The sequence below is a fragment of the Rhodovarius lipocyclicus genome (genome assembly GCF_009900765.1).
GTDB lineage: Bacteria > Pseudomonadota > Alphaproteobacteria > Acetobacterales > Acetobacteraceae > Rhodovarius > Rhodovarius lipocyclicus.
In genome coordinates this window covers 1-16,276 of record NZ_JAAABL010000013.1, presented here as the reverse complement: position 1 = coordinate 16,276, position 16,276 = coordinate 1, and the positions used below count along the sequence as shown (strand labels likewise).

At 72.9% G+C, this 16,276-nt stretch carries 10 protein-coding genes and 1 tRNA gene; 4 read left to right on the top strand and 7 right to left on the bottom strand.

Annotated elements, in window-relative coordinates; translation table 11 throughout:
* Window positions 1-9: 9 nt before the first annotated feature.
* Together GT007_RS11275 and GT007_RS11270 are read left to right on the top strand one after the other, a co-directional pair.
* Window positions 10-5,661, top strand: a complete 5,652-nt coding sequence (locus GT007_RS11275; protein WP_160121714.1) for a YhdP family protein — start codon at window positions 10-12, stop codon at window positions 5,659-5,661.
* Window positions 5,662-5,735: 74 nt separating this feature from the next.
* Window positions 5,736-6,206, top strand: a complete 471-nt coding sequence (locus tag GT007_RS11270) for a RidA family protein (RefSeq protein WP_160121713.1) — start codon at window positions 5,736-5,738, stop codon at window positions 6,204-6,206.
* A gap of 9 nt (window positions 6,207-6,215) precedes the next feature.
* Here GT007_RS11270 and GT007_RS11265 read toward each other — a convergent pair whose 3' ends face one another.
* The 3 genes from GT007_RS11265 to GT007_RS11255 all read right to left on the bottom strand — a co-directional run bounded on the left by GT007_RS11265 (window position 6,216) and on the right by GT007_RS11255 (window position 8,627).
* Window positions 6,216-7,187, bottom strand: coding sequence for a tripartite tricarboxylate transporter substrate binding protein (locus tag GT007_RS11265; protein ID WP_160121712.1), 972 nt, complete (start codon window positions 7,185-7,187; stop codon window positions 6,216-6,218).
* A 72-nt stretch (window positions 7,188-7,259) separates the two neighbouring features.
* Entirely contained in the window at window positions 7,260-7,901 is a 642-nt protein-coding gene (locus GT007_RS11260) for a 3-oxoacid CoA-transferase subunit B (protein WP_160121711.1), read from the bottom strand.
* Window positions 7,902-7,916: 15 nt separating this feature from the next.
* A complete protein-coding gene (locus GT007_RS11255) occupies window positions 7,917-8,627 on the bottom strand; it encodes a CoA transferase subunit A (RefSeq protein WP_160121710.1) in 711 nt (236 codons plus the stop codon).
* A 108-nt stretch (window positions 8,628-8,735) separates the two neighbouring features.
* Here GT007_RS11255 and GT007_RS11250 point away from each other — a divergent pair.
* Window positions 8,736-8,811 (top strand) — tRNA-Ala (locus tag GT007_RS11250).
* Window positions 8,812-8,929: 118 nt separating this feature from the next.
* On the opposite strand, the gene GT007_RS11245 is transcribed toward GT007_RS11250, so the two are convergent.
* The 3 genes from GT007_RS11245 to GT007_RS11235 form a co-directional block, all read right to left on the bottom strand.
* The gene (locus tag GT007_RS11245; protein WP_160121709.1) at window positions 8,930-9,472 is read right to left on the bottom strand and encodes a hypothetical protein; all 543 of its coding nucleotides are present in this window, start codon (window positions 9,470-9,472) and stop codon (window positions 8,930-8,932) included.
* An 11-nt stretch (window positions 9,473-9,483) separates the two neighbouring features.
* A complete protein-coding gene (locus GT007_RS11240; protein ID WP_160121708.1) occupies window positions 9,484-11,550 on the bottom strand; it encodes a YjbH domain-containing protein in 2,067 nt (688 codons plus the stop codon).
* A gap of 215 nt (window positions 11,551-11,765) precedes the next feature.
* Complete coding sequence (locus GT007_RS11235; RefSeq protein WP_268894553.1) at window positions 11,766-14,480, bottom strand: SLBB domain-containing protein; 2,715 nt, start codon at window positions 14,478-14,480, stop codon at window positions 11,766-11,768.
* A gap of 125 nt (window positions 14,481-14,605) precedes the next feature.
* Here GT007_RS11235 and GT007_RS11230 point away from each other — a divergent pair, with 125 nt between their 5' ends.
* Window positions 14,606-16,012 carry a heparinase II/III family protein gene (locus GT007_RS11230; protein WP_236571613.1) on the top strand — a complete coding sequence of 469 codons (1,407 nt, stop codon included), beginning with the start codon at window positions 14,606-14,608 and terminating at the stop codon, window positions 16,010-16,012.
* 23 nt (window positions 16,013-16,035) lie between these two features.
* Here GT007_RS11230 and GT007_RS11225 read toward each other — a convergent pair.
* Window positions 16,036-16,276, bottom strand: a 241-nt coding sequence (locus GT007_RS11225) for a hypothetical protein (protein WP_201451887.1), incomplete at its 5' end; no start/stop codon positions are given.

Here is a 16,276-nt window from a genome sequence, read left to right as displayed (position 1 = left end):
GAGGGATTGATGACAGGTCAAGCCGACCCCCCTGATCCGAAGCGTCTGGCGCCGCAAAAGCTGCCAGTGTTCGGCCGTGGGCGCGGGGCGGCGAAGGCGGTGGAGCCGGTGGTGGCGCCGCCCGTGGTGGCGCCGGTGGTGGTGGTGCCGCCCGTGGCCGCGCCCGCGCCGCCGGAGCCGGCGCGTGTGGCCCCGCCGGTGGAGCGGCCCCTGGCCCCGCCAGCCGTGTCGATGGAGCGGCCGCCCGTGACGGCACGGGCCGTGCCGCCCACCGTGACGGCGCGGCCCCCGGCCATCCGCGGCGGGCTGCCGCTGTTCGGGCGCGCCAAGGCCCGCCCCGCGCCGGAACCCGTGCCGCCGGTGGTCGAATCGGTGGCGGAGCCGCCGCCGCCGCCCGCTGACGAAGAGTTGCTCGGCGCGGCGCTGGCCGGGGAGGCGGTGGAGCCTGAGCTGGCTGTCGAGGCCAGGGAACCGGAATTGCCGGTTGCCGAGGAGGCGCCGGAGCCCGAACCGACTGTCGAGATCGCGGAACCGGCCCCAGAGCCGGCGCTGCCTGTCGAGGCGGAGGAACCGGAGCCGTCGCCGGTTGTCGCTGATGAGGGCTTGCCTGAGCCGGCAGCCCAAGAGGTTGCCGCGCCGGACCCTGTCGCCGAGATCGAGGAACCGGAGGCACTTCCGGCTGCCGAGGACGCCGAGCAGCCAGAACCGCCCTGCGAGCCTGAGCCGGCTATCGAGGCCGAGGAACCGCAACTGCCGCTGGTTGCCGAGGCAACCGAACAGCCCCCCGAGCCTGAACTTGCCGCCTTGCCGGAGGCGCCGGCCGAAGAGGCCGTAGAACCTCAATCGGCCGTCGAGGCAGAGGAAGCTGAGGCGCTCCCGGCCGCCGATGAAGGCGTGCCCGAGGCGCCGGCCGAAGAAGTGGCGGCATCCGAACCGCCTATCGAGGCCAGGGAACCGGAATTGCCGGTTGCCGATGATGTGCCGGAGCCCGAACTGGCTGTCGAAGTTGAGGAACCGGAACTGCCGCCGGTTGCTCCGGAAGCCGAACAGCCCGCCGAGCCTGAACTTGCCGCCCATGCCGACTTGCCGGAGGCGCCGGCCGAAGAGGCTGTAGAACCTCAATCGGCTGTCGAGGCAGAGGATGCGGAGGCGCTTCCGGCCGCCGATGAAGGCGTGCCCGAGGCACCGGCCGAAGAAGTGGCGGCATCCGAACCGGTTATCGAGGCTGAGCAACCTGAGCTGCCGCCGGCCGCCGAAGAAGCCGAACTGCCGCCCGAGCCTGAGGAACCGGAAGCTCCGTTTATCGATGAAGACGTGCCGGAGGTGCCAGCCGCAGAAGCCGCGGCGCCCGAACCGGCTGTCGAGGTTCAGGAACCAGAGGCGCCGTCGGTTGCCGAGGAGGCCGCGCAGCCTGAACTGGCTCCCGAGCCCGAGCCCGAGCCCGAGCCCGAGCCCGAGCCCGAGCCCGAGCCCGAGCCGACCATTCACACCGGCTTGCCGGAGGCGTCGGCCGAAGAGGCCGCGGAACCTCAATCGGCCGTCGAGGCTGGGGAACCGGAAGCTCCAGTTGCCGATGAGGACTTGCCGGAGGCGTCGGCCGAAGAGGCCGTGGAACCTCAATCGGCTGTCGAGGCTGAGGAACCGGAGCAGCCGTCGGTAGCCGATAAGGCACCAGCGCATGAACCGGAGGCAGCGGCCGAAGAGGCCGTGGAGCCTGGCCCGGCTGCCGAGATGGAAGAAGCGCCTGCCCTTGCAGGCGTGCCCGACGAGGCGCCCGCTGAAGAAGCCGCCGAGATCGAGGAACCGGAAGCATCTCCGGTGGCCGAGCCCGAGACGGCGCCAACCGCGCAGGCCGCCGAACCGGAACAGCCCCCTGAGCCTGAACCGGCTGCCGAAACAGCGCCGCCGCCCGAGGCCCCCGAACCCCCGCCCGCCCCCGAGGAGCCGCCCGAAGCCGCCCCGGCCCCGGAAGACGCGGCCCCGCAACCGCCCCCCACCTCCATCCCGGCCGCCGCGCGCAAGCCGTTCCTGATCTTCCGCGCCCCCCGCCCCGCCCGCCCGCCCGCGCCCGAACCCGAGCCCAAACCCGCCCCCCGGCGCGCCCGCGCCCGCTCGCACCCCACCTGGCACCGCGCCATCCGCCTCGCGCTGCGCGCCGTCATGGCGCTGACGCTGCTGGCCGGCATGGGGGCTGCCGCCCTCGCCTGGCGCCTGTCGCGCGGGCCGCTCGAACTGCCCTGGCTGCAACAGCGCCTGGAAGCCGGCATCACCCTGCCCGGCGGCGGCCAGGTCACCGCCGCCCGCGCCTTCCTGGCCTGGGAAGGCTGGTCGCGCGGCGCCGGCGCCCTGCCCTCCCTGCGGCTGGATGCCGTGCGCTTCGCCATGCCCGGCGTCACCGCCAGCGTGGACCGCGCGCTGGTCCAGCTCTCCCTGCCCGCCCTGCTGCGCGGAGAGATCGCTCCCAGCACCATCGAGCTGCAATCGCCCGTCGCGCGGATCGACCCCACGGCCATGCCCCCCGGCGACCCCACCGACACCGTGCCCGCCGACCCGCTGGCCCCCTGGATGGCCGCGCCGGATGAGGGCGCCCGCCACCTGGCCCTGCGCCGGCTGGAACTGCGCGACGGCCGGGTGGAGCTGGCCGAAAGCCCCGACCACCCGCCGCTCGCGCTCTCGGGCCTCGCCCTCTCCGCCCGGCGCCCGCCCCAGGGCGGGCTGGAGGCCGAGGGCCAGGCCAGCCTGGAACTGCTGGGCGAGACCATCCCCCTCACCCTCAACGCCGCGGGGGCCGAGGGCCAGGCCCCGCACCACATCGTGCTGCAGGCCCAGGCGCTGCACCCGGCCATCATCTCGGGCCTCGCCCCGCCGCTCGCCCCGCTGGCGGAGCTGGAGGCGAGCCTGAACCTCTCTGCCGGGGTGGAGGTGGACCGCGCCCTGGTGCCCCGCGTGCTGGCGCTGCACCTCACCTCCGGCCCCGGCATCTGGCGGCCGCGGGCGGGCGGGCAACTGCCCTTCCAGCAGATCGACCTGCGCCTGGGCCTGTCGGCCGAGGAAGTGGAACTGCGCGAGGCCCGCGCCGTGCTGGGTGAGGCCGGGGCCGCTCAGCTGCCCATCTTCGCCCAGGGCCATGCCCGGCGTGAAGGCGACCACTGGACCGCCACCGCCACCGCCGAGGTGGCCGTGCTGGACCTGTCGCGCCTCGGCGGGTTGTGGCCGGCCTCCATGGCGCCCGAGACCCGCCAGCGGGTGCTGGACAATGTCGGCGGCGGGGTGGTGCAGGGGGCGCAGGCCAGCGGCTCCTTCGCCGTCTCGATGAGTGAGGGCGCGCCCGCCATCGCGCTGACCGCCGCCCGGCTGCGCCTGCCGGTGCGCGCGCCGCTGCTGGGCGCGGGCGCCGGCGTGCTGGGCCAGGAGGCGCTGCTCGACATCTTCGCCGAGCAGGACCACCTGCGCCTGGCCGAGGCCTGGATCCGCCTGGCCCCGCCCCGGCCGGAGGCCCAGCCCACCACCCTCAATGCCTCCGGCCAGGCGATGCGGGCGGATGATGGCTGGCGCGCCGAGCTCACCCTCGGCCTCGACGGCGTGGCCTTCCAGGACCTGCCGCGCCTGTGGCCGCAGGGGCTGGGCGGCGGCACGCGCGGCTGGATCACGGAAAACCTGACGAATGGCGTGATCAGCGGCGGCGTCTGGCGCTTCGGCCTGACCCTGCCGGATGCGGGTGAGCCGCGGCTGACGCGGCTGGAAGGCCAGGCCCGGGTGGTGGGCGCCACCGTGCATTGGCTGCGCCCGGTGCCGCCCATCCAGGGTGTCAGCGGCAATGCCGAATTCACGCTGGATGCCGTGACCCTGACGACGGAGGGCGGCCGCCAGACCCGCGCCGACGGCACCCTGACCGGGGTGGAGGTGCCCAGCGCCACCCTGCGCTTCACCGGCCTGCAAGACGAAGACCAGTTCGCCGACATGGCCTTCCAGATCCAGGGCTCGCTGCCCGATCTGGTCTCGGTGCTGCGCCACCCGCGCCTGAAACTGTTCGAGCGCCGGCCGCTGGACCTGACGGTGGCCGCCGGCCAGCAGAACACCCGCTTCACCCTGGCCTTCCCGCTGCTGAAGGACATCCCGAACGAGGCCCTGCGCGTGCGCGCCGAAAGCCGCATCACGGGCCTGGCCATCCCGCGCATCCTGCTGGGCCAGGCGCTGGACAATGGCACGGCCGAGATGGTGGTGGACCCCGAGCGCCTGCGCATCAACGGCACCGCCAACCTGCTGGGCGCGCCCATGCGCCTGTCGGTGGACATGGACCTGCGCAACGGCGCGCCCACCCAGATCGTCACGCGCGAAACCATGCAGGGCACCCTCAGCGCGGAGCAGCTGCGCACGCTGGGCTTCGACCTGGGCGATATCCTGACCGGCAGCGTAGCGCTGAACGCGCGCACCGAACGCCGCCGCAACGGCCAGGGCCAGGTCTTCATGCAGGCGGACCTGGCGCCCGCGCGGCTGGACATCCCCGTGGCCGGCTGGCGCAAGGATGTCGGCAGCCCCGGCAGCGCCGAGGCCGTGCTGCGCCTGGAAGGCGACCGGCTGGTCAGCGTGGAGAATGGCCGGGTGGATGTGCTCGAACTTTCCCTGCGCGGCCGGGCCGTGGCCAACCGCAACAGCCGGATCGAGCGGTACGAGGTCTCGGAAAGCCAGTTCGGCGGCAGCCGCTTCCAGGGCGAGGTGCGGCCCCCCGCCCAGCCCGGCGCCCCTTGGGTGGCGAACCTGCGCGGCCCGATCTTCGACCTGCGCCCCATCCTGGGCCGCAACCGGAACGCCGCCCCCGCGCCCGAGGGCGCCGAGCCCCCCACCGTGCCGCCGCTGACGCTGGAGGCGCGCTTCGACCGCGTGACCACCACCAATTCCCAGCAGGTGCTGGGCCTGCAGCTGCGCGCCGCGATGGACGAGCACAGCGTGCTGCGCAGCGCCAATGTGCGCGGCCGCACCGCCGCCTCTGGCGAGAATTTCGAGCTGGCGGTCGCCCCGCGCGGCCAGGGCCGCACCCTGCGCCTGACGGCGGAAAACGGCGGCGCCCTGCTGCGCGCCTTCGACGCCACCGAGGCGATCGAGGGCGGCCGCCTTTCCGTGACCGGCGCGTGGGAGAACAACACCGCCGGCACCCCGCTGGTCGGCATGGCGGAGATGGAAACCTTCACCCTCCGCCGCGCCCCCGCCATGGGCAAGGTGCTGCAGGCCATGACGCTGTATGGGCTGGTGGACGCGCTGCAAGGCGGTTCGGGCCTCAACTTCGCCCGCATGACGGTGCCGTTCAGCCTGACCGAGGACGTGCTGGCGGTGATGGACGCGCGGGCCATCTCCTCCTCACTCGGCGTGACCGCGCGCGGGCGCATCCTGCGCGGGGTGGATGTGCTGGATATCGAGGGCACGATCGTGCCCGCCTATCTGTTCAACCAGATGCTGGGGAATTTGCCCGTGCTGGGCCGGCTGTTCAGCCCGGAACCGGGCGGCGGCGTGTTCGCCACCAGCTTCCGCGCGCAAGGCCCCGCGGCTGATCCGCAAGTGCTGGTGAACCCGCTCTCGACCCTGACGCCGGGCTTCCTGCGCGGGCTGTTCGGGCTGGGGCAGGAACCGGCCAGCACCAGCAGCCAGGCGCCGGCCCGGCGGTAGGTGCCGAGGGGGGCGCCCTCCCCAACCTTCCCAACCCCTGTATGCTCTCCCTCTCATTCTGACTGGAGAGCCCCATGGCCGGCCGCATCGAAGCCCGTCTCGCCGAACTCGGCATCACCTTGCCCGCGGCCCCCGCGCCGGTCGCCAATTATGTGGGCTGGACCCGCACGGGCAGCCTGGTGGTCGTTTCCGGCCAGATCCCGCTCAAGGACGGCGCCATCGCCTATGTCGGCAAGGTCGGCGCCGAGGTGGCGCCCGAGACCGCGAAGGAGGCCGCGCGCCTGTGCTTCGTGAATGTGCTGGCGCAGCTGAAGGCCGCTTGTGACGGCGACCTGGACCGCGTGACGAAGGTGGTCCGCCTGGGTGGCTTCATCGCCGCGCCGCCGGAATTCACCGCCCATCCCGTGGTGATGAACGGTGCTTCCGACCTGGCGGTGGAGGTGTTCGGCGATGCCGGCCGCCACGCCCGCAGCACGATCGGCGTGCCGAGCCTGCCCGGCAACGCCGCCTGCGAGGTGGAGGGGATGTTCGAAATCGCGGGCTGAGGCCGCGCGCTATTCCGCGCGGATATCGGCCGCGCGGATCACGGCGCCCCAGCGCTCCACCTCGCTGCGCAGGAAGGTGGCGGTGCGCTCGGGGTCCAGCCCCTCGGGGACAAAGCCCAGCTCATGCAGGCGGGCCGCCATGGCCGGGTCCTGCACGATCTTGCGGGTTTCGGTGGCGACGCGCTCGACGATGGCGGCGGGCGTGCCCGCGGGCGCCAGCAGCATGCACCAGGTGCTGGCGACCACATCCGGCACGCCGCCCTCGGCCAGGGTCGGGATGTTGGGCGCGAAGCTGGGCCGGGCGTCGGCGGCGAAGCCCAGCGCGCGGATCGAACCGGCATCGAAATGCGGCTTGAGGCCGGAGATGGTGTCGAACATCAGCCCGATATGGCCCGCCATCAGGTCCGCCAATGCGGGCTGGGTGCCGCGATAGGGCACGTGTTCCATCTGCAGCCCGGTTTTCATCTTCAGCATCTCCATGGCCATATGGGCCGTGGCGCCGATACCGGAGGAACCGTAATTCACCCGCCCCGGATTGCGGCGGACATAATCCATGTAGCCGCGCAGGTCCTGCGCCGGAATCTGCTTGGCCCCCGCCAGCACCAGCGGCGAGGTGACCATGAGCGACACGGGCGCGAAGCTGTTCACGGCATCGAAGGGCAGGCGCCCGGCCTGCATGGTGGCGTTGGCGGCATGGGCGGGCAGCACCATCGCCAGGGTATAGCCATCGGGCGGGCTGCTGGCCGTGGCGGCCGCGCCCACGATGCTGTTGGCCCCGGGGCGGTTTTCCACCACCACATGCTGGGACAGGGCGCGGGCGAGCGGTTCGGCCAGCAGGCGGGTGGCGATATCCGTGGTGCCGCCGGGCGTATAGGGCACGATGATGCGGATGGGCCGGGCGGGCCAGGCCTGCGCCAGGGCAGGGGCGGCCAGGGCGGTGCCGCCCAGGGACAGGGCGGCACGGCGGGTGATGGGGTGCATGGCGGTTCCTCGGGTGCGTTCTTTGTTGCACCCAGTGTATGGCCTGCCCCGCGCGGGGCAAGCCGAAACCGGTTACAGCGCCACCTTGAACTCGGCCTCGGTCTTGGCCTTCACCTCATCCAGCGAGACGTCGTGCGCCAGCTCGATCAGGGTCACGCCGCCGTCGCCCTTCTTGTCGATCAGGAACACGCCGAGGTCGGTCACCAGCGTATCCACCACGCGCTGGCCGGTCAGCGGCAGGGCGCATTGCTTCAGCAGCTTGGGCTTGCCGCCGGCGGTGTGTTCCATCAGCACGATCACGCGCTTCACGCCCGCCACCAGGTCCATGGCGCCGCCCATGCCCTTCACCATCTTGCCCGGCACCATCCAGTTCGCCAGGTCGCCGTTCTGGGCCACCTGCAGCGCGCCCAGGATGGACAGGTCGATATGCCCGCCGCGGATCATCCCGAAGGAATCAGCGGAGGAGAAGATGGAGGTGGTCGGCAGCATGGAGACGGTCTGCTTGCCGGCGTTGATCAGGTCCGCGTCCTCCGTCCCCTCGATGGGGAAGGGGCCGATGCCCAGCATGCCGTTCTCGCTCTGCAACTGCACGGAGATGTCGGCGGGGATATGGTTGGCCACCAGCGTCGGGATGCCGATGCCGAGGTTGACGTAGAAGCCATCCTCCAGCTCGCGCGCCGCGCGGGCAGCCATCTGGTCACGGTTCCAGGCCATGCGTTTTCTCCTGGCTCAGGCGGCGTTGCGGGGGCGGGTGGTGCGCTTTTCGATCAGCTTCTCATACCCCTTGGGCAGTTCGACGATGCGCTTCACGAAAATGCCGGGGGTGTGGATGTTGTCCGGGTCCAGCTCCCCGGCCGGGACCAGGTGTTCCACCTGCGCGACCGTGACGCGGCCGGCGGTGGCCATCACCGGGTTGAAGTTCCGCGCGGTGTGGCGATAGATCAGGTTGCCCTCGGTATCGCCCATCCAGGCATGGACGATGGCGATGTCGCCCACGATGCCGCGTTCCTGCAGGTACGTCTCGCCATCGAACACGGCGGTGGGCTTGCCCTCGGCCACCGCGGTGCCGACGCCGGTCTTGGTGTAGAAGGCCGGGATGCCCGCGCCGCCGGCGCGGCAGCGTTCGGCCAGCGTGCCCTGGGGGTTGAACTCCACCTCCAGCTCTCCGGCCAGGAACTGGCGCTCGAACTCGTTGTTCTCGCCCACATAGCTGGCGATCATCTTCTTGATCTGATGGGTGCGCAGCAGCTTGCCCAGCCCCACATCGTCGATGCCGGCGTTGTTCGAGACGACCGTCAGGCCCGTGACCCCGGATTCGACGATGGCGTCGATCAGGGCGGCGGGAATGCCGCACAGGCCGAAGCCGCCGGAAAGAATCATTTGGCCGTCACGCAGCAGGCCCGCCATGGCGGCCTTGGCGTCCGGGTATACCTTGCCCATGGGACGAAACCTCACGCTGTTCTGCCATGCAGGGTAGAGGTGCAAAAGGTTCGGGGGAAGGGGTTGCGGGGTGCTGCGAGGGACGCTATTAGCCCGCCCACACCCGGTGGGGCCATAGCTCAGTTGGGAGAGCGCTTGAATGGCATTCAAGAGGTCGTCGGTTCGATTCCGATTGGCTCCACCAGGTGTTTCAATGGCTTGAGGGCCATTGCCCCCCTGCTCTCCGAAAATTCTTCAGTCTGATATGCGGCTAGGTTGCGCGGTTTCGCGCGGGCTGACGCCGGGCGTGGCCGCGTTTCCCTTCAGGGTGGCGGAACCGCCCGTGCGGCGCGGCGGATGTCCGCGGCCGGCACCAGCACGGTATTGCTACGGAACGGGCTGAGCATGTCATAGCTGCCGAGCAATTGCAGGCAGATATCGTCTGTGTCGCTGCGCAGATCGTGCGCGACATAGGTGGAACGATAGGACTTCCACGGTTCGGTGATCAGCGGCAGCCAGACCCAGTACCGGAAGCGGCCCGGGGGCGTGGGGGGCATGTTGGCCGGATCGGCCGTCGTCCAGGCGTCGTTGGTGCGCAGGCTGAACAGTTCGTCACGCTCGCCGTCACGGCAACGCGCCGCTTGGGGAGCAAGATTGGGGGGCGCGCGGTCGCTATCATGCAAGGCCCACCAATTCTGGCTGGAGGAAAGGCGCACCAGCACACCCGGAACCCGCTCCGTCCATGAGTGAAAGGCCCGCAGAGGGGGAAGGCGGTCGGGCAGATCGACCCCTTCATAGCGCAGGCCGGTGATGCGGGTGGTGCAGCCCGAGGCCAGCAGCGCGAGGACGCAGGCCAGGATGCGCATGCTGGCGGCCTTCACCGCCCGAACCCCATATACCCCCGCCCCAGCGCCTCCGCCCGGCCTTCCCGCGACACGTCCCACAGCGGGTTGTCCACCCCCAGCCGCTGCCCGCCGTCGCGCTGCACCGGCCGCAGGTTCAGCGCCGCGCGCGTCCGCGTTTCCGGCCCGAACACGTCGAAGGGCACCCGCACATAGATGCCCTTGTCGAAGCTGCCCTCCCCGAACCGGCTGAACGGCACGGTGGTGAAGGTGGCGAAACCGCCGATCTCGATGCCGTTGTCGAAGCGCCGCCCGGCCTCCAGCGTCACGCCCCAATCCCCGGCCAGGTACCGCCCCGCCCGCACCACCGTGAAGATATTCCACCACGGCGTGTCCCAATACACCGAGGCATGGCCCGTCACGGTCTGATACCCCAGCGTGGAGAACCGCTGCCGGTAGCCACGCTGCGCCACCCAGGCCAGGTCCAGCCCCAGCGCCAGCGAAGACCCTTGCGGCCGCCACAGCACCTCACCCGAAACGCCCGCGAACATGGGCTCCAGCAGGCCCGCGGTGACGCGCGCGTACCAGTCGGGCGCGGGGTTCCACAGCCGCTCGGCATACAGGGCCGGGATGCTGGTCTCCCCCAGCCGGGCATAGCGGGCGAAATCGCTGCGCACATGCGGCAGGCGCGAATTGCTGGGCAGGCCGCCATCCAGGTTCTGCGCCAGGGTCCGCTGCACGCTGCCCGCCAGCGCGATGCCCGCCCCCACCTCCACCCGGCCGCCCGCGGCCACGCCCAGCGCGTAGCGGAAGCTGGCCTGGGGGTCGCCCACCTGTAGGTTCACGCGCGGCTCGATGCCCCAGCTCCAGCGCGGGGGCGGGGGGCGCCAGCCGCCGGGCTCGGGCATGGCGGGCAACAGCTCGGCGGCGGCGAAGACCTCCTCCGCGCTGCCATGGCCGCGCGCGGCCTGTTCCAGCGTGCCGCGCATCAGCCGCAGCCGCGCCACCACCGCGCCGTCCTGCTCCCACACCAGCAACAGGCGCTCCACCTGGCCGGGCAAGTGCGGCTGCGCCGCGCGCGCCACCCGCCCGGCCAGGCGCGGCAAGGTGCGGAAACGCCCGCCGCCCAGGGTGATCACCGCTTCCTCGCCCCGGATGTCCAGCGCCAGCGGCTCGAACCCCGCGCCGCGCAGGGCGGGAAACAGGGCGGCGGCGACGCTGCGGTTGGTGAATTCCGCGACCGGCGCGGGGCGCGGGGCCATGGGTGGCACCGGGCGTTCCAGCACGCGCGGCGGGTCGTGCGGGTCCATCCGCAACGATGCCCGCACCAGCAGATCCGTGCCATGCACAAAGGAAGCGCCGAGATCGAGATACTCGTTGCGCCACTGCACGCCCGCGTTCACACGGCTGGCCGCCACCCCCCGCAGCCCGGTGGTGCGCGCGGGATAGCCGCCGCGCTCGTCCCGCAGCGCGTCGGCGGAATATTCCACCTTCACGCTCACGCCCGACAGCTCCCCCACCGGGGTCGCCACCGCCGGCACATTCCATTCCAGCCCGCCGAACACCCCCGCGCGCGGCCCGCGGAACAGAGAGGTCAGGTTCGGCACGCCCCCCGCCCCCACATCGCGCGGCCGGGTGTTGATGGCGGAAAACCCGATGCCCAGCGGGTTGCGCACATCCCCCCCGCTGGCCAGCCGCCCCCAGCCCAGCCCCAGGCTGGCATCCACCCCCCAGAAGCGCTTGCTGGCGACGATATACTCGCCGGAATAAATGCCTGTGCCGATCACATCCTGCACCCCCACCGCCAGGGCGGGGCGCCAGTCGTTCTCGGTCCAGAGGCGCGCGCGCAGGTCGAAGGCGCGGTCGGTGCTGCGGCCCCGGCCCAGCGTGCCGTTCAGCCGGTCCGTCACGCGGAAGGTCGCCTCCAGGAAGGGCAGCGCCTGCCAGTTCAGGAACCAGAAATTGCGCTGCCGCCGCAACGCCACGCCGCTCTCGATCACGCCATCGGGGCGCATGCGGGCGTTGCGCATCTCCAGCAGGCCCATGCCGCCATAGTTGGAACCGGTGGGCTCGATCTCCTCGGCGGCGAGCGCCGGGGCCATGAGGCTGAGCAGGAGAGGCAGAGCGAGCCGCAGGAGGGCTCCGCCCCCCTGCACCCCCCGCAAAGGGCCGAAAGGCCCTTTGATCCCATGAGCCGGCTTGCCGGGGAGGGGGCCAGCGCCCCCTCCCCGGCAAGCCGGAACTTCTGCCGGGTCCAGGGGCCGCGTGGCCCCTGGCGGGGGTGCAGGGGGCGGAGCCCCCTGCGGCGCGCCCAACCTCACCTGCCCTGCCTGGCGATCACGGCCAGTGCCGCCGCCGAGATGGCCACCTGCCCGAACACGGAGGACAGGTCGCGCAGGATGCCCCAGTTCTCATAGGGCGAGGGGTCTTGCGGCACGACGAGGACGGAGCCCGGCGGGACTGGCGGCCCGCCCGCCTGCCAGGCGCCCAGCCCGGCGGGGGTGGAGGTGCCGTTGGGCAGCACGATGAAGGCGCGGGCGGTATCGGCGAAGCGCTGCGGCCCGCCGGCGGCGTTGACGTAACGTTCGGCGCGCCAGCCGGTGGCGAATTGCAGGCTGCCGGGGTTCAGCACGCTGCCCACCACCGTCACCTCGTTCGGGCGCTTGGGCATCACGATCAGGTCGCCGGGTTCCAGCAGCACGTCCAGCTCGGGGCGGCCGGCCAGCACCACCGGGTTCGCCTCCACCACCAGCCGCCCGGCGGCGCGGGCCTGGCGCAGGGCGGCGGCCATCTCGCGCCCCGCCGTGATGGCGCCGCCGATATCGCTGGTGCTGCTGCGCGCGCCCACCACCGCCTGGCCGGCGGCCACCTGCATCAGCCCCTGTTCCAGCTCGCGCGCCGTGCGCTCGAAGCCATCCTGCTGGCGCTGGCGCACGCTGTCGCGTGTCAGGATCGCGCCATAGGGATAGGCCTGGGGCGTGAGGCCGCCGGCGCGGGCGATCAGCTCCGACAGGCGCTCTCCGCGCCGGATGTCGTACACGCCCGGGCGCAGGAATTCGCCCATGACGGTGACAGGCCCCACCTCCCGGTCGGTGAAGCCGCGCGGGATGCGGATGGCGTCGCGCGGGGACAGCCGAATGGCCGCGAAGTTGCGGCTATTCAGGTCCAGCGTGGTGCGGTTCAGCGGGATGGAGCCGGTCTGCTCGGCGGGTTCGCGCGACAATTCGATGGAGGCGAGGTCGGCGGTATCCGTCACCTGGCCCGCGGCCTCCAGCACGGCGTCCAGGCCGGTGTTGTCCATCACGGGGTACAGGCCGGGCAGCCGCACCTCCCCCAGCAGCAGGATGGACTGGTCGAGCAGGAAGGGCAGCAGGTTCGGGTAGTCGATGAAGATCTGCGGGCAGGGGGTGGTGCCGTAATCCGGGAAGCCCGCCGCGCGGGCATGGGCGAAGCGCTGCGGCGCGCTGCGGGCGGCCACGACCAGCTGCGTCAGGGCCTGGCACTCGCCGGTGATGGGGGTGGTGGGCGGGGTTCCGGCGGGGACGGGGGCCGTCGGCGGGGCGGGCGCGGTGGCGCTGGGGTCCACGCCCTCGCCACGCAGGGCGCGCTGCACGGCGGGGCTGGCCAGCCACTGCACATCCGCCAGGCCCAGCAGGATCACCTCATCGCCTTCTTGCAGGCGGATGTCGGGGCCGCCCGCCAGCATGCGCCCCAGGTCGAAGGGCATCAGCCGGCGCACGCGGGTGCGGGCCTCCGCGCGCCAGATCAGGCCCATGCGGATATAGGGGTCGGGCCGCAGCATGCGCGGGTCGCTGATCAGCCCGCGCAGGCTGGCCCCCCGCCCGGCCGAGGCGCGGGTCAACGGCGTGCCGACATGGCCCGACAGGCGCAGGCCGCCGGCCTGGGCATCCACGCCCGGCTGCACCAGCAGCGCGTCGCCCCGGCGCAGCCCGTCGCGCGCCGCCATTTCCCGGAAGCTGCGGCGGCCGTCGGCGTCGGTGGTTTCCAGCAGGAAGCGGTTGCCGCTGGGGCGCAGCGCGTCGCCCGCCAGGGCCAGCATGGCGGCCAGGGGCTGGGTGGCGGCACGGGCGGGCAGTTCATAGATGCCGGGGCGCGAGACCTCTCCGCCGATCGCCACCAGCGCGCCCACGGGCGGCACCAGGATGCGCTCGCCTTCCAGGATGCGCAGGTCGGGCTGCGGGCCGCCCTCACCGGCGATGACGGGGTAGAGATCGACCACGCGCCCGCCCACGCGGATGGCGCGCAGGCTGCCGGTGCGGCGGGGGCCGCCCGCGCTCATCAGCGCGTCCAGCACGGTGGCGAGGGGGGAGAGCACGACCATGCCCGGCCGCGCTACCTCGCCCCCCACGAAGACCGCCACCTGGCGCAGCTGGCCGATGGAGACGAACACCTCGCTGCCCGGGAAATCCCGCGCGGTGCGGGCCGACAGGTCCTCGCGCACGTCGCGCAGCGCGCGGCCGGCGGCGGGGATGGGCTGCATGTCGGGCAGCACCAGCTGCCCCTCCCGGTTCACCCGGGCGGAGACGGCGTGGCGGGCGCGGCCCCGGAAATTCAGCACCACCTCATCGTCGCGGCCCAGCACATAGTCCTCGGGCACCGCGCCGAAGCCGACGCCGGTGGTGGCGCCGGGGATGGTGTTGCGGAAACTGTCGTAGCCGAACTGGCGCAGCGGCGGGGTGACGGGCAGGCGGGCGGCGAAGAAGGCCTCGGCCGGGGAGAGCGGTTCGTCGGGCTGCGCAGGGCGGGCGAGAGGCAGGGGCGGGGGCGCCAGGCCGGCCGGCGGCTGGGGCTGGCCCGGCGCTTGCCCCAATGGTTGCCCCGGGGGCTGGCCCGGCGTGACGGCCCCGGCATCCAGCAGGCGTTGCAGGATATCCTGCTGCGCGCCGCCCGGCAGGGCGGGGATGGCCCCGCCCCCGGGCAGTCCGGGCGGCAGGCCCGGCACCGTGGCGGGCAGGCTGGGCGCGGACAGGATGGCCCCGCCCGGCAGCTGCGCGGCGGCCGGCCCCAGCACCAGGCCCGGAATCAGAGCCGCGCATACAAAAAAGCGAAAGACCTGCATCATCGTGCGGCAGATGTTATCAAACGGTGGTGAAGACTCCCAGCGCTACAACCATAAAGCGAGCGAATTGGTGGCTTTTGGCCGATGCCGTGTATCGGCTGGGCCCGCGCGCGGTCGCGCTGGGCGCCTGGGGCAAGGGGCCCGGGCGCTGGCTGGCCGGGCGGCGGCTGGGGGTGGCGCTGGCCGACCCGCTGGCCGGCGCCGATATCCGCCTCCTGTGGGAAGCCAACCGCTGGACCCATCTGCCGCCGGACCCGGAGCCCTTCTGCCACGCCTGGATGGCGGAGAACCCCCCCTTTCAGGGCCCCAACTGGCTGTGCGGGCAGGAGGCGGCGCTGCGCGCCCTGCATCTGGCGCTGGCCCTGCCCAGCCCGGCGCCGGGCTGGGCGCGGGAGGTGCTGGCGGCCCATGCCCGGCGCATCGCGGCCAACCCCGCCTATGCCCTGGCGCAGGACAACAACCACCCGGTCAGTGAGGCCGCCGGGCTGCTGGCCTGCCGCCTGCTGCTGGGGGGCGACGCGCGCGCGGCCTCACGCAAGCTGGATGCGGTGGTGGCCCGGCTGGTGGCGCCCGATGGCGGCTTCGCCCAGCCCAGCCCCACCTATCACCGGCTGATGCTGGATGTGCTGACAGCCGCCGAGACCCTGCGCCGCCGCTGGAACGGCCCGCCCGCCGCGCCCGCCACCCTGGCCCGGGCAGCGGCGGCCACGCGCTTTCTGGCGCGGGTGACCTGCCCGCGGACCGGGGCGCTGCCGCGCATCGGGCATCAGGACGGCTCGGCCTTCGACGGATTTCCCGACGATGCGCGCGGCAGCTTGGTGCGGGCCAAGGCGCTGTTCGGCGCGGCCGGTCCGGCGCCGGAATGGAGCGTGGCGGGGTATCGCGGCTGGTCGGCGGGGGGCGCGCGGGCGGTGATGCGGGTGGGGCCGCCACGCTTCCGCCCCGGCCATGCGGACCTGCTGCATCTGGATCTGTGGGACGGGCCGCTGAACCTGCTGCGCGATGGCGGCACCGGCGCCTACAACCCCGCGCCCCGGGATGGCTGGTGGCTGGATTATTTCCCCTCCACCGCCGCGCACAACACGGTGGAGTTCGACGGGCGGGACCAGATGCCCCGGGTCTCGCGTTTTCTGCACGCGCGCTGGGTGGCGGCGGGCGATGACTGGGCGCGCGATGCCGCCGGGTGCCGCCACCGGCGGCAGGTCTCGGTGGAGGGCCGCGAATGGCGCGTGCTGGACCGGCTGGACGGCCCCTTCGCCCAGGCCACGCTGCGCTGGCGGCTGGCGCCGGCGGAATGGCGGCTGACCGGCGATGGCGCGGAAAGCCCGCTGGCGCGGATCGGCCTGCGGGCGGATGCTCCGCTGGAGATCGCACTGGAGGAAGGCCGGGAAAGCCTGGCCTATGGCCAGGTGTCGCGCTGCCCGGTGCTGGTGGCGCGGGGCCGGCCCGGGTGGATCGAGACGCTGGTGCGGTTGCCGGGATAAGACGCCCGGCTACCGGCCGTGCCCTACCCCTCGTTTCCCGCCGCATCCACCGCTGTGCGGCGGATCGGCCGGGCGGGGTGGGTCTGCACGGGCTGGCGCATTTCGACCGCGCGCGGGCGCACGGGCTGCGGCGCCACCACCGTGCGGGCGCGGGCGGGCTGGGGCGCGCGGCTGGCCGCGGCCTCACGCGTTGCGCGCTGCGGCGCGCGGGCGGCCACGGCCGGCCGGGCGGGCTGGCGGGCCGAGGTCGCGCGGGTCTGGGCG

Coding starts and splice junctions, on each gene's coding strand:
- GT007_RS11275 (WP_160121714.1), top strand. CDS start 10: ATGACAGGTCAAGCCGACCCCCCTGATCCGAAGCGTCTGGCGCCGCAA.
- GT007_RS11270 (WP_160121713.1), top strand. CDS start 5,736: ATGGCCGGCCGCATCGAAGCCCGTCTCGCCGAACTCGGCATCACCTTG.
- GT007_RS11265 (WP_160121712.1), bottom strand. CDS start 7,187: ATGCACCCCATCACCCGCCGTGCCGCCCTGTCCCTGGGCGGCACCGCC.
- GT007_RS11260 (WP_160121711.1), bottom strand. CDS start 7,901: ATGGCCTGGAACCGTGACCAGATGGCTGCCCGCGCGGCGCGCGAGCTG.
- GT007_RS11255 (WP_160121710.1), bottom strand. CDS start 8,627: ATGGGCAAGGTATACCCGGACGCCAAGGCCGCCATGGCGGGCCTGCTG.
- GT007_RS11245 (WP_160121709.1), bottom strand. CDS start 9,472: ATGCGCATCCTGGCCTGCGTCCTCGCGCTGCTGGCCTCGGGCTGCACC.
- GT007_RS11240 (WP_160121708.1), bottom strand. CDS start 11,550: ATGGCCCCGGCGCTCGCCGCCGAGGAGATCGAGCCCACCGGTTCCAAC.